22 protein-coding genes and 1 pseudogene are annotated in these 23,767 nt (G+C 43.7%); 4 read left to right on the top strand and 19 right to left on the bottom strand.

Annotation, left to right across the window (positions count from 1 at the left end; genetic code table 11):
• Window positions 1–41: 41 nt before the first annotated feature.
• The 3 genes from ACTJKB_RS25565 to ACTJKB_RS25555 all read right to left on the bottom strand — a co-directional run bounded on the left by ACTJKB_RS25565 (window position 42) and on the right by ACTJKB_RS25555 (window position 2,803).
• Entirely contained in the window at window positions 42–1,208 is a 1,167-nt protein-coding gene (locus tag ACTJKB_RS25565) for a cobalamin-independent methionine synthase II family protein (protein WP_440837153.1), read from the bottom strand.
• Between the two features lie 127 nt (window positions 1,209–1,335).
• Entirely contained in the window at window positions 1,336–2,121 is a 786-nt protein-coding gene (locus ACTJKB_RS25560) for a TatD family hydrolase (RefSeq protein WP_440837152.1), read from the bottom strand.
• Window positions 2,122–2,305: 184 nt separating this feature from the next.
• On the bottom strand, window positions 2,306–2,803 hold the full coding sequence (locus ACTJKB_RS25555) for a hypothetical protein (protein ID WP_440837151.1): 498 nt from the start codon (window positions 2,801–2,803) through the stop codon (window positions 2,306–2,308).
• Between the two features lie 152 nt (window positions 2,804–2,955).
• Between ACTJKB_RS25555 and ACTJKB_RS25550 the strand changes: the two genes are divergently transcribed.
• The 3 genes from ACTJKB_RS25550 to ACTJKB_RS25540 all read left to right on the top strand — a co-directional run bounded on the left by ACTJKB_RS25550 (window position 2,956) and on the right by ACTJKB_RS25540 (window position 3,681).
• Window positions 2,956–3,204, top strand: a complete 249-nt coding sequence (locus tag ACTJKB_RS25550; protein ID WP_440837150.1) for a helix-turn-helix domain-containing protein — start codon at window positions 2,956–2,958, stop codon at window positions 3,202–3,204.
• A 136-nt stretch (window positions 3,205–3,340) separates the two neighbouring features.
• Window positions 3,341–3,481 carry a hypothetical protein gene (locus ACTJKB_RS25545; RefSeq protein WP_440837149.1) on the top strand — a complete coding sequence of 47 codons (141 nt, stop codon included), beginning with the start codon at window positions 3,341–3,343 and terminating at the stop codon, window positions 3,479–3,481.
• 62 nt (window positions 3,482–3,543) lie between these two features.
• Window positions 3,544–3,681 (top strand): hypothetical protein, encoded by a 138-nt coding sequence (locus tag ACTJKB_RS25540; RefSeq protein WP_440837148.1) that lies wholly within the window; start codon window positions 3,544–3,546, stop codon window positions 3,679–3,681.
• A gap of 544 nt (window positions 3,682–4,225) precedes the next feature.
• Here the strand turns inward: ACTJKB_RS25540 and ACTJKB_RS25535 are convergent.
• The 7 genes and pseudogenes from ACTJKB_RS25535 to ACTJKB_RS25505 all read right to left on the bottom strand — a co-directional run bounded on the left by ACTJKB_RS25535 (window position 4,226) and on the right by ACTJKB_RS25505 (window position 12,705).
• On the bottom strand, window positions 4,226–7,324 hold the full coding sequence (locus ACTJKB_RS25535) for an HsdR family type I site-specific deoxyribonuclease (protein ID WP_440837147.1): 3,099 nt from the start codon (window positions 7,322–7,324) through the stop codon (window positions 4,226–4,228).
• Between the two features lie 36 nt (window positions 7,325–7,360).
• Complete coding sequence (locus tag ACTJKB_RS25530; protein WP_440837146.1) at window positions 7,361–8,557, bottom strand: AAA family ATPase; 1,197 nt, start codon at window positions 8,555–8,557, stop codon at window positions 7,361–7,363.
• Window position 8,558: 1 nt separating this feature from the next.
• Complete coding sequence (locus ACTJKB_RS25525; protein ID WP_440837145.1) at window positions 8,559–9,821, bottom strand: restriction endonuclease subunit S; 1,263 nt, start codon at window positions 9,819–9,821, stop codon at window positions 8,559–8,561.
• Window positions 9,818–11,152, bottom strand: a complete 1,335-nt coding sequence (locus ACTJKB_RS25520) for a type I restriction-modification system subunit M (RefSeq protein ID WP_440837245.1) — start codon at window positions 11,150–11,152, stop codon at window positions 9,818–9,820. The genes ACTJKB_RS25525 and ACTJKB_RS25520 overlap by 4 nt, the downstream gene beginning before the upstream one ends.
• 8 nt (window positions 11,153–11,160) lie before the next feature.
• Window positions 11,161–11,379 (bottom strand): type I restriction-modification system subunit M N-terminal domain-containing protein, encoded by a 219-nt coding sequence (locus ACTJKB_RS25515; RefSeq protein WP_440837144.1) that lies wholly within the window; start codon window positions 11,377–11,379, stop codon window positions 11,161–11,163.
• 233 nt (window positions 11,380–11,612) lie between these two features.
• On the bottom strand, window positions 11,613–11,807 hold the full coding sequence (locus ACTJKB_RS25510) for a hypothetical protein (protein ID WP_440837143.1): 195 nt from the start codon (window positions 11,805–11,807) through the stop codon (window positions 11,613–11,615).
• Between the two features lie 414 nt (window positions 11,808–12,221).
• A pseudogene (locus tag ACTJKB_RS25505) lies at window positions 12,222–12,705 on the bottom strand (SF0329 family protein).
• Window positions 12,706–12,914: 209 nt separating this feature from the next.
• On the opposite strand from ACTJKB_RS25505, the gene ACTJKB_RS25500 reads away from it, so the two are divergent.
• A complete protein-coding gene (locus ACTJKB_RS25500; protein ID WP_440837142.1) occupies window positions 12,915–13,256 on the top strand; it encodes a DUF1801 domain-containing protein in 342 nt (113 codons plus the stop codon).
• A gap of 75 nt (window positions 13,257–13,331) precedes the next feature.
• On the opposite strand, the gene ACTJKB_RS25495 is transcribed toward ACTJKB_RS25500, so the two are convergent.
• From ACTJKB_RS25495 to ACTJKB_RS25455, 9 genes are all read right to left on the bottom strand, one after another.
• Window positions 13,332–14,942 (bottom strand): bifunctional metallophosphatase/5'-nucleotidase, encoded by a 1,611-nt coding sequence (locus ACTJKB_RS25495; RefSeq protein WP_440837141.1) that lies wholly within the window; start codon window positions 14,940–14,942, stop codon window positions 13,332–13,334.
• Between the two features lie 45 nt (window positions 14,943–14,987).
• A complete protein-coding gene (locus ACTJKB_RS25490; protein ID WP_440837140.1) occupies window positions 14,988–15,815 on the bottom strand; it encodes a carbohydrate ABC transporter permease in 828 nt (275 codons plus the stop codon).
• A 12-nt stretch (window positions 15,816–15,827) separates the two neighbouring features.
• Window positions 15,828–16,712, bottom strand: coding sequence for a carbohydrate ABC transporter permease (locus tag ACTJKB_RS25485; RefSeq protein ID WP_440837139.1), 885 nt, complete (start codon window positions 16,710–16,712; stop codon window positions 15,828–15,830).
• 117 nt (window positions 16,713–16,829) lie between these two features.
• Window positions 16,830–18,125 carry an ABC transporter substrate-binding protein gene (locus ACTJKB_RS25480; protein ID WP_440837138.1) on the bottom strand — a complete coding sequence of 432 codons (1,296 nt, stop codon included), beginning with the start codon at window positions 18,123–18,125 and terminating at the stop codon, window positions 16,830–16,832.
• A gap of 236 nt (window positions 18,126–18,361) precedes the next feature.
• Complete coding sequence (locus ACTJKB_RS25475; RefSeq protein ID WP_440837137.1) at window positions 18,362–19,216, bottom strand: response regulator transcription factor; 855 nt, start codon at window positions 19,214–19,216, stop codon at window positions 18,362–18,364.
• Between the two features lie 4 nt (window positions 19,217–19,220).
• The gene (locus ACTJKB_RS25470) at window positions 19,221–21,029 is read right to left on the bottom strand and encodes a cache domain-containing sensor histidine kinase (protein WP_440837136.1); all 1,809 of its coding nucleotides are present in this window, start codon (window positions 21,027–21,029) and stop codon (window positions 19,221–19,223) included.
• Between the two features lie 345 nt (window positions 21,030–21,374).
• Window positions 21,375–21,683 (bottom strand): hypothetical protein, encoded by a 309-nt coding sequence (locus ACTJKB_RS25465; RefSeq protein ID WP_440837135.1) that lies wholly within the window; start codon window positions 21,681–21,683, stop codon window positions 21,375–21,377.
• Between the two features lie 178 nt (window positions 21,684–21,861).
• The gene (locus tag ACTJKB_RS25460) at window positions 21,862–22,431 is read right to left on the bottom strand and encodes an SF0329 family protein (protein ID WP_440837134.1); all 570 of its coding nucleotides are present in this window, start codon (window positions 22,429–22,431) and stop codon (window positions 21,862–21,864) included.
• 132 nt (window positions 22,432–22,563) lie between these two features.
• Window positions 22,564–23,553 (bottom strand): tRNA dihydrouridine synthase, encoded by a 990-nt coding sequence (locus ACTJKB_RS25455; protein WP_440837133.1) that lies wholly within the window; start codon window positions 23,551–23,553, stop codon window positions 22,564–22,566.
• Window positions 23,554–23,767 lie beyond the last annotated feature (214 nt).

Here is a 23,767-nt window from a genome sequence, read left to right as displayed (position 1 = left end):
AAAAAAGACACGAATGGGTTCGTGTCTCTTGTCTGCGATAATTACAACAGCTTACCCCAATACTGCCGGGCAATCTCTTGTCCTTGTCTAATCTTCGCCCACTGCTCATCTTCCGTTAATTCATTGCCGCCATCGCAGGAGGCAAACCCGCATTGATGAGACAGTAATAACCGGTCCTTATCAATAATTTTCGATGCTTCATCCAGCATTTGAACTACACGTGCTTCATCGTCAAGCGTCCTGGTCTTGGAAGACAATAGCCCAAGTACAATTTCCGTCTCCGGCTTATCCTTGAACACTGCAAGCGCCTCAAGGGAGCCTGCACGGTCATCATCCCATTCCAGGAAAAAGCGGTCGTACTTCAGCTGCTTCAGGAACAGATTCGCAATCTTGGCATAGGAGCCACCGCCCATATTACGGGAATCATAGTTGCCCCGGCAGTTATGCGTCCACATTAGGAGGCCTAAGCTATGACCGTAATCAATGACGGTATTGTTAATGTCAATAAATGCTGCAGCCAGCGCCTGTACTTCCGCTTGATTAATATTCTCGCCGGTATATGGGGAGTTCGGGTTATCATCGGCAAATAGTTCCCACAAGCAATCGTCGAATTGCAGAATACGTCCCCCGGCAGCAGCGAATTCCCCTACAAACTCCTTATAAGCCTTAACAAGCCCCTCTTTCAGCTCATGTCTGTCCTTATACACAGCTTCTGTGCCGCCAATGTTATCCGACCAGGATAATTCACCATAAATATGGGACGGCGAAGGTACGCATAGCTTGGTCTCCCGGTCGCCGGCAAGCGCCTGAAGCTTCTTATAGGCTTGAATGAAATGATGGTTCTTTCCACCCAATTCACCTGTAATACGCAGACCAATATCTTTTCTCGTCTCATATTTGGAAGTTCCATCTGTATCTCTGAAGAAATATCCATGATCCGCAATGTAGCGGTCAATCCCCTGGAAGCCCCAGACAAAGTCCAGATGCCACATCGATTTGGAATATTCGCCATCCGTAAGTATGGTCAGGCCATTCTCACTTTCTTGTTCAACTACAGCCTGAATCGCCTCAGCCTCACACTGCTCATACCCCTGGAAGTCCTGGTAAAAAGGATACCGGATATCATCCCGGTGTTCGATCTGCCCTTTATATTCTAATAAATCCGCCGGACGCAGCAGGCTGCCTACGATTTGAAATCTATTGCACATGAATACTCCTCCTCCATCTAATACATCACTTGCTCTAATGCATTGATTCTAGCATGGAGGGTTATCCACTAAGTAACACTTAAAAGTGATATCTGGTTATAGGGAAAAGGTATAGTGGGGGGTTCGATTAAATGCCGAAAAACTCTGCCGCCGTTTCTGTAGTCGCCTTGGCAACCTCTTCTATGGATTTGCCCGTACATCGTGCTACAGCTTGCAGGATATGCGGCAGGAAGGAGGGTTCGTTCCGCCCGTCCTTAGGCTTTGTCTGTAAGTCTCTGGGAGTCAGAAAAGGTGCGTCCGTCTCGATCATGAGCCGATCCAGCGGAATCATTCGGACAAGCTCTCTCAAATGCTTACCTCTCCGCTCATCACAGATCCATCCGGTGATTCCGATATAGAGCCCCATTTCAAGATAGGCCTTAAGCTCAGACTGCGACCCGGTAAAACAATGAACCACTGCTTTTTGCACCGGCTGTTCCTTAAGCATGGCCAAGAAATCTGCAAAGGCCTCCCGCTCGTGCAGAAATAATGGCAGATTAAGCTCAAGCGCCAGCCGGATTTGCTCGGCGAACCACTTACGCTGCACATCCCGCGGTGAGAAATCCCGATTATAGTCCAGACCGCATTCCCCGATGGCTACCACCTGTGGGAATACTGCCAATTCTTTTAACTTCGTCATCGTCTCTTCGCTGCAGCTCTTCGCATCATGAGGATGAACTCCCGCAGTAGCGTACAGCTTCCCAGGATAACGCCCGGCATAGCGGGCAGCTTCCTGGCTGTTCCTCAGGCTTGTTCCTGTAATAATCAGAGGCGTAACGTTATGTGCTATCGCTTGTTCAACAACCTGCTCACGATCCGCCTGAAAGCTGCGATGCATGAGATTAACGCCGATGTCGGTGATAGTATGATTCATGATTGTAATTCTCCTTCCTTTATCTATTCGGCCATTAAATTAAGTATAGGCTTATCCAATGTCCGGGGGACGGGAATGTTTGTTTTGAGTCAAAGATTCCGGGTTTAAAGTCAAACAATTCACAAGAAAAGACTGTCGCACGGACAGTCCAGATATAAGTATGCGTATGCTTTTTAATTCGATCTTAATCCGAGAGAACTGAGGGAGCAGCAAATGCATTAGCTAGCTGCATTCCATCCTTGAGCCCTTGTAGATATAGACGTTCATAAAGAATAGATTGCTTTAAAGAAAGCTTATCCTCCCAATACTCAAACTCTGGCTTACGTGCAATATCCATGGAGGCAAACAACGCTTGAAAAGCTTTGCGCTCTTCTTCAAAAGCTTGCCTAGGCTCGGATTGATGTTCAATCAGTGCGCTTACCTCACCCAAACGACCTTGAATCGTTTCTATAAACCATGCTGGAAAGCTCATCACATCTCCTCCAAGACAGAAGTTCACACGAAATGACGCTGCATGTCCGCTTTTTTCTTGATATATCCGATTAATGAGTTCGTCCACCTTACGACTCTGGGCCTGAACCGCTTCATTGCTGCTTAGCGGAATGCCTTGGTCCAATGATTTCTGTCCGAGTTCATTTAACTTGTGCTTTTCCTCCTCATATTTCTGTATCAGATGTTGCATTACGTCCCCTCCTTCCTGGAAAAGCTATGTCTGTAGACGATGTACAGAAATTTTAATGCGTTTATCGGTTTATTTTATTTTAATTCGATATTCGCATTAAAACAATACCTGCCTCGCATACAATTTGGTTAATATTGTGAGGTGAAGCCGAAATGAAGCATCGCAAAGAGCCCCCAGGTGACAAAAATATCATCGGGACCCGAGTTGTAGCTATTCGAAAAGCAAAGCGAATGAAACAAAAGGATTTCCTTGCCCGGTTACAAACCTTCGGTTTAGACATCAGCCCAACCAGTTTATCGCGCTTGGAGGGTCAACATAGACTCGTGCAGGATTATGAGGTGGTTGCCATTGCAAAAGCGCTGGATGTTTCTGTTGGGGAGTTGTTGGGGGAGGGTGGGTGAAGAAAGGGGCATCCTAATTTCTCATTTGGTATCTACATTCCAATCTAAAGTGAATAGTATCCCACATGCACTGTATGCGGGAACAGACTTGCATGGGATTAAATCGGTTATGATCAGCCGGTGGAGGGCCGACTTATTGGAGCGTGCTTCAAGCGTCTTCAAGAAGAAGGCGAGCGAGACCGAAAAAGTGAAAACGGAATATGAAGCCAAGCAGGAGCGCTTGGAAAAGCTGGTTGGTCAACTTACAGTTGAGGTCAACTGGCTCAAAAAAATTTAGCCCTAAATGAATCTGCCGATTCGCGCAAAGCCATAGGGGAACCGGAGCATGCCTAAGCGCATATGCCGACTCATACAGAACATGAGATCGAAGCCGTCTACCCTAAGCAGAACTTAAGCAAACGGCTTCCTGCGACCTACACTCGTCCCAACCTGCTCCGAGGCCTTGTGATTGTCAGCCGAATCAGGTCGGGGAATTGACATTACGTATTTGCGGATGGGCAAGGGCTTTACCTCATCATTGACTTGTACAGCCGTAAGGTCATCGATTATGAGCCCTCGAGCACCTTAGAGTAGGGATTAATGTTGCGCTTTCTTAAACGGGAATTCTCCGATGTTGGCTGAAATCATGAATAGTGATCCAGGCTTGCATTTTACCAACAAGGACTACCTAGAACTGATGGATAAGGCAGGGGGCAAGGTTTCAATGGACGACAAAGGCGGGCCACAGACAATAGCCGTACCGAGCGATTCTTCCGCTCCCTCAAGTAACAATGCATTTACATCAACGAATTCAAAGGTCCTCGCGCATTTCGTAAAGGGCTGTCTCACTATGTCCAATTTTACAATGAGGAGCGCCTGTACCAGTCACTCGGCGAAGCACGCCCGTTCAGTTCTACACTCATGAAGCCAAGCAACACGTATCCTAATCACCGGAAGGAGGACATAACTTATTTTCCGAGAAATCTTGTCTTGACATTGGGGCATTACAATTCTTCACATTATACTTTCTATTTTAGTTTTATTAAATTTTTCCACCTACTCCCTTAAACTTATCTACAAAGGCAGAGATTTTCTGAAAAACGCTCTGCTTTTTTGTTAAATACTGAGGATTAAGAGGACTCATTTTTGGAAGAATTTCATTAAGCTCCGTTCCATTTCCACTGGCAAATTCTCTTTTTAATGAAGTTAAAATATATCTTTTTGCAGCCTCTTCATTAAGATTTTCAGTATTAATCAATTCTTCTGCTTCACGTTTTTGCTCAGTTTGAGCAAATGAGAAGAAGGCATCAATAATACTTGCTTTATCTTGAATATTGTCTAAATCTGTTTGATTGATAAAATCGACTACTAAACTTTCTTTCGCACGGTTCCCCACACTAGAACGAATTAAACGACGTACCTCTTCAACCAATAAACCCTTATCTTTTACTTTTTTGTTGTTCTCAAAAATAAGTTCAAGAATGTAATCTAAATTGATCTCTTGGGATTTTAATAGATCTACTTCAAAGACAACATCATCCCAATCAATAGAGGAATTATCTTTTTCTTTTCCAGTTTTTTCACGACGAAGCCAATCACGAATATCATTATATGATGAACGATAATCCTGAATCGTTCTTTCTTCTAGTACTTTAATCTCTTGCATTGCAGCTATATCCTCATCACTTACATAGTGAGTAGATTTAAAATTCTCCAAAGCCTCAGGGTCATTGATATCTACTGTTTGTAAAGCTTTTAGACCTGAAAATTCATCATAATTCTGTAAGATATTTTCAGTGCGCAGATATTCACCAAAGATCTTAGCAAACTCTTTCTTATCCTTTTCATTAGCAATATCTTCAACATTAGGAAAACGCTCTTGTAGCTCTTTTACTACGTCTACATAACCACGATGGGCTTCACCCGTTGCCACATCAGTGAATCCTTCCATATACTCTTTGTAGCTTTTTTCCAGCACCACATTTTTAGTGTTTTTATCCCCAAAAAGAGTAATGGCGTCTATGGTTGCTTGTTCTAAATCTCTAAAAGTAACAATATTTCCAAAAGTTTTGGTGGAATCATAAATACGATTTGTTCTCGAAAAAGCTTGCATTAAACCATGATACCTAAGATTTTTATCAACAAATAAAGTATTTAATGTAGGAGCATCAAAGCCTGTTAAAAACATTCCTACAACAATCAACAAATCAATCTCTTTGTCTTTTACTCGTTTAGCAAGGTCACGATAATAATTTTGAAATTCCTTACTTTCTACGCCATAATTGGTTTTAAACATGGAATTATAGTCTTTAATGGCTAAACTTAAAAACTCTTTTGCACTACTATCCATTGCTGAAGGTTCAAAAGTTTCATCAAGAATTTCACCTATAGCACTTTGCTCTTCATTAGCAGCAAAGGAGAAGATTGTCGCAATCTTGAGGGGGTTGCTGCTTCCCTTTTGTAAGTTATTTAACGATTCATAGTAGAGTTTGGCTGCGTCAACACTGCTCACAGCAAACATGGCATTAAATCCTTTTCCATTCGCATTTAAACGATGGGTTTTTATTTTAAAATTATTAAGAATATATTGGGAAATTTCTTTAATCCGTTCAGGATGTAGTAATGCTCCCTTATTTTCTGCTGCCGATAGCTTTTTCTCGTCCTGTTCTTTTTCAATCGTTTTAAACTTGGGACGTACATCGTTATAATCTACTTTGAACTTTAAAACTTTTTCATCTCTAATGGCATCCGTAATGACATAACAATGTAACTCTCGACCAAAGACAGAAGCAGTCGTTTCAGAACCTAACGCATTTTCCGGGAAAATAGGCGTACCTGTAAATCCAAATTGATAGAACTTCTTAAACTTTTTATTGATATTTTTTTGAGCTTCACCAAATTGTGAACGATGGGCTTCATCAAATATAAATACCACTTGCTTATTATATATAGGTAACTCTGTTTCGCTCTTAATTAGATTATTCAGTTTTTGAATCGTCGTCACAATAATTTTATTATCATCTTTTTCAATGTTACGCTTTAATCCAGCGGTACTTTCTGAACCATTAACACTATCAGGAGAAAACCGCTGATACTCTTTGATCGTCTGAAAATCCAGGTCTTTGCGATCAACAACAAAAAATACTTTATCTATAAAATCCAGTTCAGTAGCCAAACGAGCCGCTTTAAAACTCGTAAGTGTTTTCCCCGAACCTGTTGTATGCCAAATATATCCGCCACTTTCAGTGGTTCTCCAATTTTTAGCTAGGTCTGAACTTTTAATTTTCCATAAAACCCTTTCTGTAGCAGCAATTTGATAAGGACGCATAATCAGCAGGTTACCGCTCGCATCAAAAACTGAATAATTCAGTAGTATACTCAATAAAGTATTTTTCTGAAAAAATGTAGCGGTGAAATCTTTTAAATCTTTAATCAGGGTATTATCTGATCTAGCCCAATTCATAGTAAAATCAAAACTGTTTTTATCACGTCTAGTCGTATTAGCAAAATAACGGCTATCTGTCCCATTAGAAACCACAAAAATCTGTAAATATTTAAAAAGAGAGTTTTCTGAATTAAAACTCTCTTTACTATATCGATGAACCTGATTAAAGGCTTCACGAATGGCAATTCCACGCTTTTTAAGCTCTACTTGTACTAAAGGTAAGCCATTGACTAAAATGGTAACATCATATCTGTTAGCTTGCGTTCCTTTTTGTTCAAATTGGGAAATCACTTGCACTTTATTGTTGGCCATAATCTTTTTGTCTACTAGGTAAATGTTTTGAATATGTCCATCATCAAATACAAAGTCATAAATATAATCGTTATGAATTTTACGAGTTTTATCAATATGGTTATCGCTCGGTTTATCTAAAAACTGCTCACAAAATCTGTTCCATTCATCTTTTGAAAATTGTATTTTATTAAGGTCTTGCAGTTGTAATCGAATATTAGCAAGCATTTTTTCAGGAGTATTTAAATTAGGTAAATAATCATAGCCTTGATCTACTAAATCTTGAATCAGTTCTCGTTCCAAATCAGCTTCTGTTTGATAGCCATTGCCTTGTTGAACTATCTTGGTATATTTATCTAAAACTATAAAGTTGTTTGATTCTGCGATGGGTTTGAAATCGCTCATTAATTTCCCCCCTAATGCAATTTCTTTTCTTTCATCTCATTTAAACTTATAGGTATTCTTAATTCCTTTTAGTAAATAATCTAAAACACGTTTATCATCATCTGATAATTCAGCTATTTCATCTCCTGAATGTTTTGAATGACTTGAAATATTAATAATTCTTTTAATATAAGGTCCAGGATCCTCTTCCATAGTTTCACCTAAAAGTTTCCCCCAGGTTTCATAGCCTAAAAATGTTGATGTTTTCTCTAAAATATTTCTAAAAAAATTAAAATGATACTTTTTCAATTGATCTGTTTCAATAGCTTTTTCTATTTCAGTTTTTAAGAAAAGATGATAGGAAAAAGGAGAATCATCGCTATGGGAAATTAATTTATATTCTCTATCTTCATTTTTTTTAAGAAGATATTTTTTAAACGCACCTTGCTTAAACTCATTGTGTAACACATTATAAAATAAAGGATTATGTGTGGTTATTATAAATTTAAGTTTTGATTCACTAGATCGTATCAATTGTGCTAAATTTACCGCTAACTCAATCAAGTGGTTATCATCTAATGAACTTACAGGGTCATCTATGAACACATATTCTAGCTGGTCGAACTGATTTGTTTCCCTCTCACTTGGTTCAGCTACATTTAATACATCAATAACTTGTTCAAGTAAAGAATAAAAAATACACCATACAAAGTTACTTTCTTCTCCTTTTGAAATTTTAATGTTATTGGAACGCTCATCATTACCACGTTCATATGAAAAAGTTATTTCTGTAAAAGCTTCTACTGTTACATTTTCCCCGTCTTTATTTTTGATGATATACTCTTCGTTAAAATGTGGCGTTAATTTTTCATCCGTATAGTGTTGAAATTTAGAAATAATATTTCTATCTTGTCCCTGCTCTTCAAAAATCCATCTTGTAAAAGAATTAGGATGGATTTTAAGTTTTAATTCAACATCATTTTTCAAGTCATTATCCCAATAAAATAAATCTTCAGTAAATGCATTATAATAAAAGATTTTTTTACTCACTGCTTCTGATTCCTCTAGCTCCGTATCCTCATCTGTTTTCGGTGCCACTAAAGATTTGAATGCTTGTGAAAGTCTAGTTTTACCAGTTCCATTAAAAGCGTAAATCAGTTGAACTGTTACATCAGATTCGCTCGCATTTTTAGCTTTAGTTTTATGTGTAGCATCTTTTAACGTTTGTGCGATATCGGTTAATGAAACGCTCATACTACTCCTCTACCCCCTCTTTTGGAAAGCTAAGAAGCAAATTACGGTAATATTTGTATTGTTTTTGACGTAGTTCTATTTCACGAGGCAAACCCTCAGTAATTGAGGATGTCAAAGCATCGAATTTGTCGAGGATAGATACGATACGTGCTTGTTCCTCGAGAGATTTGTCTGGGTTATCTGGATACGGAATTGGGATTTTGACTTCTCTTACTGCATTGGCATTAAATTGGGGCTGTCCACCACCTGCCACTAATTTGTTAGCTTGATGCCAAAAAAGTTCGCTTTGAGAAAAGTGCCAATAATATTTGGGGTTGATGATTTTCTTATCAATGCTAAGTTTAATCAAAAAGCCAGCGAAAATAGCAGGGTAATCTTCTTCAAAAATCATTGTTTTACCAAAGGTTGCTCCTGTGCGAGCCATCAACAAATCATTTTTTTTCAGAATAAATCTTTCGTTTTCTTCTGAAATATCAACGAACTTTGCGCCTGTCGGTATAATTTTGCCATTCATATTTATATCTGTAATCCTGATAAATCTGGCATCACCCGAATCCTGAGCTTTTGCAACGTAGCCATATATAAATTCCCCTATATCTCCCAACCGTTTCCATTCGACTTCCGCCTTTTCAAAAGTCAACAACTTATCACGGTAATAGGTATATTGCTTTTTACGAGCTGTAAGCTCTGCTGTAAGCTCTGCTGTAAGCTCTGCTGTAAGCTCAGTGAAAGCATCCAAGATACGGACGATTTCGGTTTGGATTTTGAGGGAGGGGATGGGGATTATTATTTTTGACATATCAGCAGCTGAAACATCAATAACCTTTGTCCCTTTTGCATATTTTCTTTTCTGACTTGCAAACATTTCTGTTTGTGTAAAATAGGCAAAGTACTTGCCTGAAATCTGATTTGATGGTTTAAAAATCGTTGCATGCCCACCAGTAACAGCTTGCACTTTACCAAGATAAACAACGGATTTTCCAACATCTTCTAAATTCTCACTCGTATTTGTTATAACAACATCACCAGTATCAACTTTTTTTAATTTTTTAGCCGTTTCATACGAAACGAAGGATTTTGTTTCTGTCGTAAATGTGTCGTAATAAGTGTAAATCTGACCGTAATGAATTGCCGGAATACCAAATTCTGTAAAATCAGTTTTGAGCAAACCATTTCCGCGAACTAATTCACCCACTTCACCCAAAGTTCTCCACTTGACTTCAGCCCCCTCAAGGAGTTTCTCCATGTAATTCGGCTTAATCATGATTCAATCACCTCAATAATGTCATCAATTTCAGCACGAAGTTGGTGGATCTTTGCTACAGTCATTTTTATCTCTGCATTCAGCTCATTTATATCAACAACTTCTCTTGTGTCTTTTGCTTCCACATAGGAGCTCACAGATAGGTTGTAATTATTTTGAACGATTGCATCATAATCAACGGATTTCGCAACATAGTCAACATCTTCTTTGCTCTCAAACATTTTCATAATTTCCTCAATATGTTCATCTGTAATTATATTGTTATTGGTTCCTTTTTTATAGAAATCTACGCCACTTGCATCTATAAATTGAGTTTTATTATCGGTTTTATGCTTAGAAAGAACCAAAATATTAACTGCTATTGAAGTTCCGTAAAACAGGTTGGGCGCTAATGAAATAATAGTTTCGACAAAATTATTATCAATCAAATATTTTCTGATTTTTTGCTCTGCTCCGCCACGGTAAAAAATACCTGGGAAACAAACGATAGCAGCGCGACCTTTACTTGAAAGGTAACTAAGCGTATGAAGTACAAAAGCGAAATCGGCTTTAGATTTTGGGGCTAATACGCCTGCAGGAGCAAATCTTTCATCATTAATAAGTGTTGGGTCATCGCTGCCAATCCAATTTACGGAATACGGTGGATTAGATACAATGGCATCAAAAGGCTTTTCGTCACCAAAATGAGGATCTAAAAGCGTATTTCCTAAAGCAATATTAAACTTATCGTAATTTATATTGTGTAAAAACATATTCATACGAGCAAGGTTATAAGTTGTATGGTTGATCTCTTGTCCATAAAAACCATCTTCGATAATATGAGTATCAAATTGTTTTTTGGCTTGTAAGAGCAATGAACCTGAACCGGCGGCAGGATCATAAATCTTATTTATAGTTACTTGCTTGTGTATCGCTAATTGTGCAATAAGTTTAGACACAGACTGCGGTGTGAAGAATTCCCCTCCGGATTTACCCGCATTGGCAGCATAATTAGAGATCAAATACTCATAAGCATCTCCAAACAGGTCGATATGATTGTCTTCAAATTTACCAAAATTAAGCCCTTCAACGCCTTTAATAACAGCAGCCAAACGACTATTTTTATCTTTCACCGTATTCCCTAATCTATTGCTTGTCGTATCGAAATCCGCAAATAACCCTTTAATATCTAATTCAGAAGGATAACCGTTTGCCGAACTCTCAATAGAAGAAAATATGGCAGCTAAATCTGTATTCAAACTTTCATTTACATTAGCGGTTTTCGCAATATTGGAGAACAATTGAGTCGGATATATGAAATAACCTTTTGTTTTGATGGCATCTTCTTTGATCTCATCAGTTATAATGCTATCGTCAAGTTCTGCATAGTTAATACTTTCATACTTTCATCGCCGGCTTCAATATAACTAGAAAAATTCTCACTAATAAAACGATAAAAAAGAGTTCCTAAAACATATTGCTTAAAATCCCATCCATCTACAGATCCACGAACATCATTGGCTATTTTCCAGATTTGAGATTGCAATCCTGCACGTTGTTGTTGTACTGCACTTGACATTTGTATACCTCCGATTTTCCTTCTTATTCATTATTATAGAAGCATTTCTAAATAGGTTTGAAGTTTTCCTTCCACCTTTAGTTTCTTACCATATTCACACACAAATACAATATTCTAGTCTTTTCTTCTTGCGTAGCGTTTAAAGGCATTTGTGATGATTTGTATATCTGTCATGGAAGTATTGCTATGTAGCCCTTAAAAATTTGTTTGATTTTCTGTTGACAATCCACATACTACTCAGGAATGATCCATCCTTTTAATCCTTGTGCTTTCTTTCTATCCTCTATTTGATGCCGCACAACACCATCAGTTCGATCTAAAATTCGTGACAATGCTGGAGTAATTGCTTTCATTTCATCAGGGTGAAAAATTTTTGAAGTTACCCAATCATGAATTACCTTTTCTTCTTCGGTGTAATGCTTTGACAACAATAACACTCCTTCATAATTGAAAACATCTTATTATATCATAAATCAACTAGATTACCTGACTTTAAAGCATGTTCAGCGAGTTTCATGTCAATCAATCTTACGACGCCGTAATCAATATCTTTTTTCATGAACTTCTCATTATTTGTATAACATCTTTAAGTTTTCACAAAGGATCAATCGGAACCCCTCAAAACTGACAGATCGTCTAGACAGCCGCTTACCCCCAACTCAAAAACCCCCCGCTACATACGGAGTCTTCATACCAATCAGAAATTTATATTTAGTGTCCTGTGCCGTGGTTAAAGAGACTTATACCGCCCGCAGGGCCTGTATTGACTGTCACACTAGCATCATTGCTTGCCGAAACTCCGATGGCAATTGAACCCACTCTATAACCCACCCCTCAGCAACTCATAAAACACTCGGATGCTTCAACCCCATCTTCTCAGCCACGCTCAAAATCCGCCTTTCCCCGACCACTCTTTCCACCAAAGCCAGAATATTCAATACCATATCATTGCTCTCCAAGCTCTCCTCTATAGAAGTAGCCAAAAACTTATTAGCCACAACAATAAAATTCGATTTAACGAGTGTAGCCTATGCTGTCATTTGCTCTTTGGCATGTTCTGTACTTTTTCTGCTTCTAGCCATCACGATTAGGCGATCCTCCGGCACTGTTCCCTTTGTATCTTTTCTGACCGCTTCGATTTCGTCATTGCTGATAGGAATTTGGATATCCGGATCATTCTTAATTTCCTGCTCTGTCTGATACCATCAAATGACGTTCGTTTTATCACTCATATTGAGCACGTTCTTTTTATCTACCGAGATATAACGGTAACCCGGGTGCGCGGTACTCTACCCTTCCATGTAACGCAGGACTGAGAAAGCCCATCCTCAATCTTTTCACATCTTTTTTCTATGTTTGCGAAATTCAGCATTCCGCCAATGATATATACGAAGGATATGATATTAATAACCCTGTAAGTCAGGAAGAAACCTGATTTCTTTATGACTATACCTATATTTCCTGGAAAGATGTGTTTATATTAATATAAAACCCTGACGCGAAATACGCGAAGGATTACGGGAGGAGAAGTTCAAATGAGCCAAGAGGTTACCGAGTTTATCGAGAAGGTCAAGGAACCGTGGCAAGCCAGTCTATGCCATGAATTACGCCAGGTCGTTCACAATGCAATTCCCGATGTACAGGAGCGTATTCAATACAATAAGCCTCATTTTCTGAAGAACAAAAAATATGCAGCCGTGATCTCTATTTCTAAGGATGCTGTCAGCTTCACGATCTTCAATGCGACTGGGCTGGAGCTTCCCGAAGGATTGTTCGACGGCCCTCCCGAACGGAAGACGATCAAGTTCCGAAATGGTGAGCAGATCGATGCCGGAATGCTGACCGATTGGGTGAAACAAGCCTCCCAGACGCTCTAGCACAATAAGAACAGGGCTCCTGTTAATCAGAAGCCCTTATTAAATCATACACTCTCTAGGCTCTACTCTATAGGGCTACCCTACCCCCACAATCGACCAATTATTATCGACTTCCGGCAATAACGTCCCCTGTTCCTTGATGTAGCTAACCAGCATGTCCCGGACGCTGCAGGACGACTCCCAATGTTTGGCCCTGCTAACCAATTTGGACGCCTTCAATAAGCTGCTATAGCGGTAATTGTTGACGGCAAGCTGCAGTTGTTGCGTATCGGCAAGCGGTTGGCCTTGGTAGAGCACATTGATGATCCGGTGACCGGCTGGCTGAGACAGATCGATCTGATAATCGATCCCGGCGAACATGTCATAGAGGTAACTGGGCACCTCAGGATTGGCAGTGATCTCACGATCACCCGGCTGCCACTGGTTGAAATGCGTGGCCGAGACTTCCATATAGGCTCTAAGCTCTTGGCCGGTTACCGTCACAACGTACAGCACATTGTCGAATGGATAGATGCGGTACACATCAGCGTAAGTTAACGGCCCCTGCTTCAAATCCGCCGTATCTGCGAACAGGCTTGTGGCGGCAACATCCGCCCCGCTGGCCTGCAGCATCACCTTCTGAATCAGCGTAATGACCGCTGTATCCTGCAATCTTCCCGCCGGTACTCCGCCCGTCCCGGCCTGCGGCTGGAAGTCGGCGGCCGCATAACCCAAGATGCTGCCGGCCGCTTCTGAAGATGAGTCTCCGCCTCCCTGGCCGCTGAAGGTCATCGTCTCTTCATGCGCTTCTGCAACCAGCTTCCGGAATTCAGGGTCCGGTTCCCAGCCGGCCATATCCACAATCGAGACTTCCTTGTTCACCACCCGGGGCTTTGCACCCTCCAGCTGCACGGTCAGGTCGAAGCGGACCACCTCCCGTCCCCGGTCGCGCGGCCCTCCAATGACGGTATCCCCGATCCGTTCCTTAACGGTAATATGCATATGCCCGACGAGCAGCACATCTGCCTCAGGAACCAGATTCGTAATGCGTTCAGCGGAATCCGAGCCGCCTTCTTCATCGAACTCGGCCACCATTCCCGCATGAGCGCTGATGACAATAATGTCGGCCTTGCCTTCAGCCCTCAGGGAGGCCGTAATCTGCTGCGCCGTTTCAGCCATGGGGCCAAAGTGCAGCGCATCCACCTTCCCGGCGTCCCAGCGCGGAATATTAGGATTAGTCAGTCCGATCACTGCGATCCTGACGCCTTGGATCTCAATAAGCGTATACGGCTCTGCGAACCGTTCTCCGCTGTGATACGCGGCATTCGCAGCGAGCACAGGGAACTCCAGCTCCTGCCTGAACCTCCCGATCAGGCCAAGTCCGAAATTAAATTCATGGTTGCCGAGGGTCATGGCCGCATACCCCATTGCATTCAGCGCCGCCGAGACCGGATGTATAGTACCCGGCCGCTTATTGTAGATATCATCAGTCAGCATATTCCCCTGGAACACGTCACCGTTATCAATGAGGATAACTTCCGCTCCACTGTCTCTGACTTCCCTGACATAGGCGGCAACTCTGGCCATCCCGTCATTCGTTGTCTCGTGGCCGTCTTCATACCGGTAACCCCACAGATTTCCGTGAAGATCCGAGGTGGCGATTATTACGATATTCAATAGTGTGCTGGTACCAGCCTGTATAGTCATCCCTTCATCCTTCTTCCTTCTTCCTTCTTCCTTCTTTCGCCCTAATTACTTCAGAATTGCCCCTGCGGTAAAACTCTTCTCCATCTGGTCACTGAACAGCACGTAAGCCAGCAGAATGGGCAATGTGGATATGACCATAGCTGCTGCCAGCGGCCCCCAGCTGATGCTGTATTGACCGCTGAAATTCATCAGTCCCAGCGGCAACGTCCTCAGCTCTTGCTTTTGAATGAAGGTGGCCGCCATCAACAGCTCATTCCACACCGCCAGGAACACGAAGATCGCTACCGAAGCAAGCGGCGGCTTGAGTAGCGGCAGCACTACCTTGAAGAAGGACTTCACCACCCCGCAGCCGTCCATAAATGCGGCTTCTTCCAGCTCCTTCGGCATGGTCCGCAGAAAAGCTGACAGCATGTATACGCCAATAGGCAAATTCACCGCGATGTACGGCAGAATAATGGACAATCTTGAGCTAAGAATCCCCAGATTCTTGAGTATCATGAAGAGCGGAATTAGCGTAGCATGAATCGGAACCATCACGCCCATCAGAAGCATGAACAATATGAGACTGTTATATTTGAATTTCATCCGTGTTAACGCATACGCCATCATCGAAGCAAACAGCAGCACAAACAAGAGTGTAACCAGCGTGACAATCACACTGTTGCCAAAGTATTGATTCACCTTGGCACTGACCCACGCCTCTGTAAAATTGCTTAAGCGCCACTCTGTAGGAAGCGCCCAGACGGTCCCGCCAATAATCTCCGAATTATCCTTAAATGCACTGATCACAAGCCAGTAGAGCGGAAACAGCTGGAGGACGGCGATAATGATCATCAGGATATAGAGGCTTGAATTCTTCGTTTTTCTGAGCATGACCGATCCTCCTTAATATTCAATTTTCTCTTGGGTTAATATTTTATTTAGCACCCAGGAAATCACGAGGCATTCCAGCACCATAAATACCGCAAGCGCACTGCCATAACCGAAATTCTGCCTCAGGAAGGCTTCCTGGAACATTTTCAGCGCAATCACTGTTGTTGAATTCAGGGGTCCCCCGTTAGTCATTACGTACACACTTTCGAACGTCTTCAGGGCATAGATCACATTCAGGACGATACAGATCCGCAGCACATCGGACAATAGCGGAAAAGTAATATGACGCACAGCTTTCCAGCCTGTCGCTCCGTCCAGCTTCGCCGCTTCATAATACTGCTCCGGTATCCCTTGCATCCCGGCGAACAAGATCAGCATATTGTAACCGACATAATGCCAGGTAGTCACGATCAGGACGGACAACAGGGCCGTCTTCGTATCTCCAAGCCAGGCCCCCGTCCAGGCACCCAGTCCAAGGGTATCCATCAAGGTGTTCAGCATGCCGATGTTCGGATCATAGATTTTGACCCACAGCAGGCTGACCATTGTCGTTGACATCACTACCGGGAAAAAATAAATATTGCGGAACCATTTACGTCCCTTCATCTTCCGGGAGACCAGCAGCGCCAATGCAAACGAGACCGGCAGCTGGATAAACACGCCTACCAGCAAGAAAGCAAGGCTATTCCATACCGCCTGCCAGAAGCTTTTATCCACCGTAAACATCTTGGTGTAATTGTCCAGTCCAATGAAGGTCATCGGGTTAATGCCATCCCAATCCTGGAGACTGTAGTAGGCGGTCATCACAATAGGCACAAAATAAAAAATCAGAAAAACGAATAATCCGGGCAATAAAAACAAAGCAATTATTTTTTTATTAGAGAGTGCTCTTTCCATCACTTACCCACCTGTCCAATTACAGAAAGTCGATGCGGTCCTGGTGACTGCATCGACTTTCCTGGAATATTGTATTACACGCTGCCGCCTTGAGCGGAACGGTATAAGGAATCCTTCTTACTTGGCTGCATGCAGCAACGTCTCCAACTGAGCGGTGAACTCACCTGCTGTGAGCTGCCCGCCATATAATGCTTGTGTCAGATCACGGTATTCCTGGCCTACATCTGCTGACAACAGACCGAACCACATCGCCTGTGTTTTGGCAGTCTTTTTAATATCCGCAGCATACGCTGAGAGCTCCTTATTCTGGGATTCGGACTTCACCTCGCTCTTGGCGTACCCAGGGAGACCCTTTCTGACAAATTCATCATTAAGCTTCAAAGATAAACGGATGGCAAATTCCTTCGATTCATCCACATTTGCGGAGCTGTTGTTCACGAACAAGGAGTATGGCGCTTCAGCGTTCTGGAAGCCGATAGTTGCACTGAGGACATCCTCTGCCCCCGTTTTAGGAAACGCAATATAGCCCAGATTGTCACCCATTGCCTTAGACAGGGAGGAGAAGTTAAAACTTCCGTCGATCCACATCGCAGCCTTATCATTCTTGAACAGCTCTTGTGCATCCAGGTAAGCAGAGCCGAGGAAGCCTTTCTGGAAGGCATTCGAATTCACCAGGGTGGTCACCTTATTCGCCGCCTCAACGAAGGGTGCATCTGTGAACTTCGCCTTTCCGTTAATCGCCTCATCGAAGGCGTTCACATCCTCACGGGCTACGAGCATATTGTAGAGCAGATCCGCTTGCCATCTTTCTTTTCCGCCCAGTGCAATGGGAATCACGCCTTTATCGTTTGCAGCTTTAATCAGCGCCTGAAGATCATCCCATGTTGCTGGAGCAGCAGCGCCAAGTTCGCTTATCAGCTTTTTATTATAGTAAAGAACAAGGGTTGTACTAATGTTAGAAGGAACCGAATAGATGTTGCCATCCTTTTCCGTCACCAGCTGGTTGTCCAGGAATTGTGCGCCCAGGCCCGTGGAATCGAGGGTATCGTTAAGCGGAGCCACTGTCTTCGACTGCAGAACAGGGGTACGGTAGGACTTGCCGGCATGCTGCTGGAATACATCCGGAAGCTCATTTGCGGCAAGCGCAACACTCAGTTTGGTTTTGTAGGTCTCATCTTGAATGTATTCATACTTCAGTTCAACACCCATTTCCGCTGCGGTAGCCTCAGCTGCTGACTGGTACATCGGATCTGCATCGAAAATCCACAGCGTGACAGATTTCTTACTATCCGCTGCCGCCGCTTCCTGACCCTGGGTTCCCCCATTATTGGCTTCCGCACCTCCGCACGAAGTAAGCACTACACTGACGAGCGCGGCGGATGCTGCAACAACCCCAAACTTTTTACCAAACATCTGATTTGGACCACCTTTCACAATTTACGGATACGAACCACAGGTACAATCTTAACAAGTACGAGGCCAGGTTCGAATGGAGATATATTGGCTTTGACAGTAAAATTTTTAGGTATGTTACGTTACTTTACATGTACTTTACATTGCTCCTTGTGATTAACATCAGGTTTACACAATAACCGTTCTGCATCAACAAAAAAGCCCGGTTGAATAACCGGACTTCTGCTGGCAATGGCTCAATATTTCCCGGAATAGGTTCCTCCGTATACTTTATTCGGGGTAATTCCGTACTTCTTCTTAAAGCATTTGCTGAAGTAGAACGGATCTCTGTAGCCGACCTGATGGGCAATCGTTGCTACCTTGGGAACCGAAGCATCCTCGGTGGCCGCCCCCTGGCGCAACAGCTCCATGGCTTTGCCCAGGCGGATATTCGTCACATACTCCACGAAAGACTCGTTAGTCTCCTTCTTGAAGACATGACTTAAGTAGCTCGGATTCACGAAGAGGGCACTCGCTGTGCTCTGAAGCGATAAGGTATCCTCGGCATAATGTGCAGTTACATACGCAGCTGCTTTGTGGATCAGCCGTTTCCCGCTAACCTGGCGGCCTCCATCCTCAGAAGTCTGGTCCGCGGCCGGCTGTCCCCCGTAACCCGCCTCTATTTTCAGCCGGTTAATATAACGTTCCTCTTCCCATTTCTCCTGCAACTGCGCACGGATGGTATGAAGCGCCTGTTCAACCGCCTCCTCATCAACGGGCTTCAGCAAATAATGATCCGCTCCGAGCGATATAGCCTGCTGGGCATACGTGAAGTTATCATAGCTTGTGATGAAAATCAGCTTAGCCGCTGAGTCTAAGGCACGGACAGCCTTCACAAATTCGAGCCCGTTCATATTCGGCATTTCAATATCTGTAATAATCAGATCAATCGGCTGTTCCTCCATGATCCTCAAGGCTTCCGAACCGTCTTCTGCCTCTGCAACCACTTCGAAACCGGCAGAAGTCCAGTCTATCAAATGGATTAGCAGCTGCCTGAAATAATATTCGTCATCTACGATCAGGACGCGTGCTGCCGGCGCTGTAGTTCTCATTCAGCTATCCCCTCCCCTGCTCGTCCGCTTGCATAATCAGCGGCAACCGTACCTTCACTTCTACTCCATGTCCCGGTTCAGATGACAGGACGATACCATAAGCTTCGCCGAATCTCAGCTGAATCCGGTCCTGGATATTCTTAAGTCCGAAGCTGTACTCCTCTTCTTCACTAGAACTTAACCAGATCTGCCGCTGTTCCTCTTCGCTCATGCCTTTGCCGTTGTCACGGACTATAAAACACAGCATACGCTCCTCTCCCGAACTTTCCATAGAGCCGGTAATCTCACATAAACCTCCGTCCGGCATCCCCCTGATTCCATGGTGAATCGCATTCTCGACCAGAGGCTGGAGCAGCATCGTGGGTACTTGGCAGGACTCGATTCCCGGTTCAAACGAAATCCGGTAATTCAGCTTTTTGAAGCGGATCTGCTGAATATACAGATAGCTCTCCAGATGCTTCTTCTCCTGTGCAGCCGCAATCAATTCCTGTCCGTTGCTAAGTGAAATCCGGTAGAACTCCCCCAGCGCCTTCAAGATACTGCTAATCTCCTTAGCATTGGTCATCACAGCCATCGCACGAATCGTGTCCAGCGTATTATATAGAAAATGCGGTTTGATCTGCGAATACAGCAGCCTCAGCTCCAACAGCCGCTTGGTCTTCTCTTCCGTTTCAATGGTTAGCATCAAGTCCTGAATATGCTCGACCATTTCATTAAATGTCGCACCCAGCCTGCCTATTTCATCATGGCTGCCGGCAGATGCGCGTCTCTCGAAATTCCCGGCCCCCACCTCAACAATCACCTCACTGAGCTCACTAAGGGGCCGGGTCAGCCGGCGCGCGAATACAACCGACAGGACCATGGCGGACAACATGCTGATTAGCCCGAAAACAGCTATAGATAAGGCGATCTTCCAATACCCGTTCGTCAATTCCGAAGTGGGGACAAGGTGGATTACCTTCCAGCCATAGGGATCAAGCCTTTGTAAGGATACCAGATAACGCTTGTCTCCCACCCGCTCGGTCCGGCTTCCTCCCGATGCCGACTTCACCCACCGGGCAAGCGACTGATCCTCAACGGTGCGGCCGACGAGTGCAGCTTCATACGCGGAGATCACCACTCCTTCTTGGTTGATGACCAGGGTAGGATTCTGATTATCCTGTTCATTATGGTACAGCCGGGCGAGCGTCCGTTCGTCAATATTGACATAAATATAACCGATCGGCGTCCCCTTCTCCATGCTCATAATGACTCTGCACACACTAATCATATGCTTAGCAGTCATCCCCGACAGAAATGAAGGCTTCAGCGTATCTACCCAGACCGCACCGCCTTTTGCCGCATCAATCTTATCTTTGGGATAGATGGCGAGACTCTGCGAGGTCACACCGGTCAGGTTGGAGGTATAGTAGAGATCGCCCCCGATCGATTCGATAATGACCGAGTCGATGTTAGGCTCTGTCTCCAGCATTGCAGCCAGCGTGTTATGTATGGACTTCAGCGCGGAGACATCCCCGTCTGCTCCGGTATCCCGGCTAAGCACATTCTGTGTATCCTGGTTAATCAGAGCAAATTTCGAGAAGTTCTGAACCGATTGGAACACGGTCTTCATAGACTGGCTTACCAGCTTCACTTCCTGCTGCGAGCTGGCTGAGGTTCTATCGAGCGTCTGATTAAAGACAATTCTATGAATACTTAGAACGAATATCACCAGAGCCAGTAGAACAATAAGGATGTTACTGATTAGAATCTTCCTCCGAAGCGGCATATTCTGTCTGAACGCCAAAGGTTTACCCGCCCGGAATTTCTTCAAGAGGGATTGGTGAGACAGTAGCTTCTTCATATTCCCCTCCGATGGTTGTTGAATCGTTCAGTATAATCTGCCTGCTTGTTATCCCCCACTATTATACACACCCATTCAACTCTATCGGAAGACTGCAATTTGTCTCCATAAATCTCCTTTAAATTTTAACCACCCGGCTCCCGGATATAGTAATCCCCCTTAATATCAAAAAAAGGAAAGGCTTGTTGGCTCCGGGTTGGTCCCCTTCCCCATTCTGCCGATCCTCGATCTTTTTGCGTCTTTTTCTATTTTCACACGGATTTCTCCAATCCCGGCCGCTTAATCTCCAAGTACCTCTGTATACTCATCTATTACCTAATGAAACCCATCCTCAGGTTCACCAATATTAAACCCTAATGCTTTTGTTGCTTCTGATTTAAAGCGTTCTATCCAAGAATCCCATTCACTCTTATTCATCTGTGCATAAAATGATAATCCGCTCGGCTCAACGGATGCCTGAATAAAAACATCATCATTTTCCTGCCCAAACCAGTGTGGAATTCCATCTGTGTACCCAACCCAACCAGGCATAAGCTCATATATATTAGCAACTTTATTCCATACTTCATCAGGTAGATGAGCCCATATATTCAGATTACAATGATGAGAGTGTATTCTATCCATTTGCCTAGTCACAACCTCCAATTAAACTTCGTTCCCATCGTACCATATGTTGGAATTTCCGTCCTATCGCAAAATATTCACTTTTAGTTGCCGAAAAAATGTGCCAGCCATTCCTAGCCTAGACAAACAGAAAAACCCTCTCAGTGAAGAGAGGGCGATCATTCCCAGGCATCATATCTCACAACGCCCCCCGCCTTAGCTCATAAAAATACCGCACAACCGGATGCTTTAACTCCATCTTCTCAGCCATGTTTAAAATCCGCTTCTTCCCAACTCTCCGGTCCACCAAAGCCAGAATATTCAATACCATATCATTACTCTCTAAGCTCTCCTCTATAGGCGTCGTTAAGAACTGATTAGCCACCACGATAAAATTCGATTTAACGAGTGCAGCCTGTGCTGACATTAGTTCCTTGGCGTGTTCTGTACTTTTTCTGCTTCTGGCCATTACGATTAGGCGATCCTCCGGCACTGGCCCCTTGGTGGCTTGTCTGACCGCTTCTATGTCGTCATTGCTAATAGGAATTTGGATATCCGGATCATTTTTAATCTCCAGTTCTGTTTGATACCATCTGATAGGGTTCGTTTTATCACTCATATTGAGCACGTTCTTTTTATCTACGGAGATATAACAAATCCCTGATTTATCAGGCAGATAACGGTACCCCGGTGCGCGGTATTCTACCCTTCCCTGTAACGCAGGACTGAGAAAGCCCTCCAGTTGTTGCTTCAATTTGCTCCAGGACATGTGATCCCCCTCCCATATAAAAAATGAGGAACGGCTTGCTGGCTCCGGGCTTGTCCCTTCCCCATCATCCGATCCTCACACTCTTTTTACGTCTATTCTATTTCCCGCTCGAAATTCAATAATTCTGGCTGCCTAATCCCCAAGCTCCCCCGCCCCGTCCTGCTCCTTGCTCCCAAACTCATCAAGCAGCGCACGCACTTCACTTGTGGACTTGGTGTTCATTAAAGTATTTCTTAATTCACTGGCCCCGCGGAATCCGCGGACATAGATTTTGAAGAATCGTTGCAGCGGGCTGAATGAACGTGGTGCCTGTCCTGCGTATTGATCATAGAGATCCAGATGCAGCCGCAGCAGATCAAGCAATTCGCTACTACTATGTTCCTTCGGCTCCTGCTCGAACGCAAACGGATTATGAAAAATACCGCGCCCGATCATAATCCCATCTACACCATATTGTTCAGCGAGCTTCAGGCCAGTTTGACGGTCAAGGATATCCCCGTTAATGGTCAGCAGTGTATGGGGTGCCACCTCATCACGAAGCTTCTTGATCTCCGGAATCAACTCCCAGTGAGCATCTACTTTGCTCATTTCCTCTCTGGTGCGCAGATGAATGGTCAGATTCACAATGTCCTGCTGCAAAATATGGGTTAACCAGCCGCGCCATTCGTCGATGTCAGTGAACCCGAGCCTTGTTTTGACACTGACGGGCAATCCCCCGGCCTTTGCGGCCTGGATGATCTCCGCTGCGAGTTCAGGACGGCAGATCAGGCCGCTTCCCTTCCCGTTCTCTGCTACATTCGCTACAGGACAACCCATATTAAGATCTATGCCTTTGAAGCCTTCCTCGGCCATCCCGATGCTCATCTGACGGAAGTATTCCGGCTTATCTCCCCAGATATGCGCTACAATCGGCTGTTCATCCTCAGTAAACGTCAGACGCCCGCGCACAGCATGGTGCCCCTCCGGGTGACAATAGCTCTCTGAATTCGCAAACTCCGTAAAAAACACATCCGGTCTACCCGCTCTACTTACGACATGGCGGAACACAACATCCGTCACATCTTCCATGGGCGCCAATATGAAAAAAGGCCGTGGTAAATCAAGCCAGAAATTATTTGTCATATCATTAACCTCTCTATATATACCAGGACAAATCTTTATCCCGAAATAGTAAACGAACCTGTTCATGACAAAGTATATCATAACCCCGGGAGAAGCATACTCACCCAATACATTCAAAATATATACTGACCTTTAACGCCACCTAGCCTGTATATTTCCGTCAAAAGAAATATAATAAAACACGGGCGATATAGGAGCAGTAAAATAAAGGACG

This window comes from Paenibacillus sp. 22594 (assembly GCF_052044425.1).
GTDB lineage: Bacteria > Bacillota > Bacilli > Paenibacillales > Paenibacillaceae > Paenibacillus_AQ.
Note: the sequence above shows the minus strand (reverse complement) of the source record. Positions and strands in the feature narration are given on the sequence as shown.

Coding starts and splice junctions, on each gene's coding strand:
- ACTJKB_RS25535 (WP_440837147.1), bottom strand. CDS start 7,324: ATGAGCGATTTCAAACCCATCGCAGAATCAAACAACTTTATAGTTTTA.
- ACTJKB_RS25465 (WP_440837135.1), bottom strand. CDS start 21,683: ATGGATAGAATACACTCTCATCATTGTAATCTGAATATATGGGCTCAT.
- ACTJKB_RS25500 (WP_440837142.1), top strand. CDS start 12,915: ATGAGCCAAGAGGTTACCGAGTTTATCGAGAAGGTCAAGGAACCGTGG.
- ACTJKB_RS25460 (WP_440837134.1), bottom strand. CDS start 22,431: ATGTCCTGGAGCAAATTGAAGCAACAACTGGAGGGCTTTCTCAGTCCT.
- ACTJKB_RS25525 (WP_440837145.1), bottom strand. CDS start 9,821: ATGATTAAGCCGAATTACATGGAGAAACTCCTTGAGGGGGCTGAAGTC.
- ACTJKB_RS25565 (WP_440837153.1), bottom strand. CDS start 1,208: ATGTGCAATAGATTTCAAATCGTAGGCAGCCTGCTGCGTCCGGCGGAT.
- ACTJKB_RS25550 (WP_440837150.1), top strand. CDS start 2,956: ATGAAGCATCGCAAAGAGCCCCCAGGTGACAAAAATATCATCGGGACC.
- ACTJKB_RS25530 (WP_440837146.1), bottom strand. CDS start 8,557: ATGAGCGTTTCATTAACCGATATCGCACAAACGTTAAAAGATGCTACA.
- ACTJKB_RS25490 (WP_440837140.1), bottom strand. CDS start 15,815: ATGCTCAGAAAAACGAAGAATTCAAGCCTCTATATCCTGATGATCATT.
- ACTJKB_RS25480 (WP_440837138.1), bottom strand. CDS start 18,125: ATGTTTGGTAAAAAGTTTGGGGTTGTTGCAGCATCCGCCGCGCTCGTC.
- ACTJKB_RS25455 (WP_440837133.1), bottom strand. CDS start 23,553: ATGACAAATAATTTCTGGCTTGATTTACCACGGCCTTTTTTCATATTG.
- ACTJKB_RS25475 (WP_440837137.1), bottom strand. CDS start 19,216: ATGAGAACTACAGCGCCGGCAGCACGCGTCCTGATCGTAGATGACGAA.
- ACTJKB_RS25560 (WP_440837152.1), bottom strand. CDS start 2,121: ATGAATCATACTATCACCGACATCGGCGTTAATCTCATGCATCGCAGC.
- ACTJKB_RS25555 (WP_440837151.1), bottom strand. CDS start 2,803: ATGCAACATCTGATACAGAAATATGAGGAGGAAAAGCACAAGTTAAAT.
- ACTJKB_RS25540 (WP_440837148.1), top strand. CDS start 3,544: ATGCCGACTCATACAGAACATGAGATCGAAGCCGTCTACCCTAAGCAG.
- ACTJKB_RS25515 (WP_440837144.1), bottom strand. CDS start 11,379: ATGTCAAGTGCAGTACAACAACAACGTGCAGGATTGCAATCTCAAATC.
- ACTJKB_RS25495 (WP_440837141.1), bottom strand. CDS start 14,942: ATGACTATACAGGCTGGTACCAGCACACTATTGAATATCGTAATAATC.
- ACTJKB_RS25485 (WP_440837139.1), bottom strand. CDS start 16,712: ATGGAAAGAGCACTCTCTAATAAAAAAATAATTGCTTTGTTTTTATTG.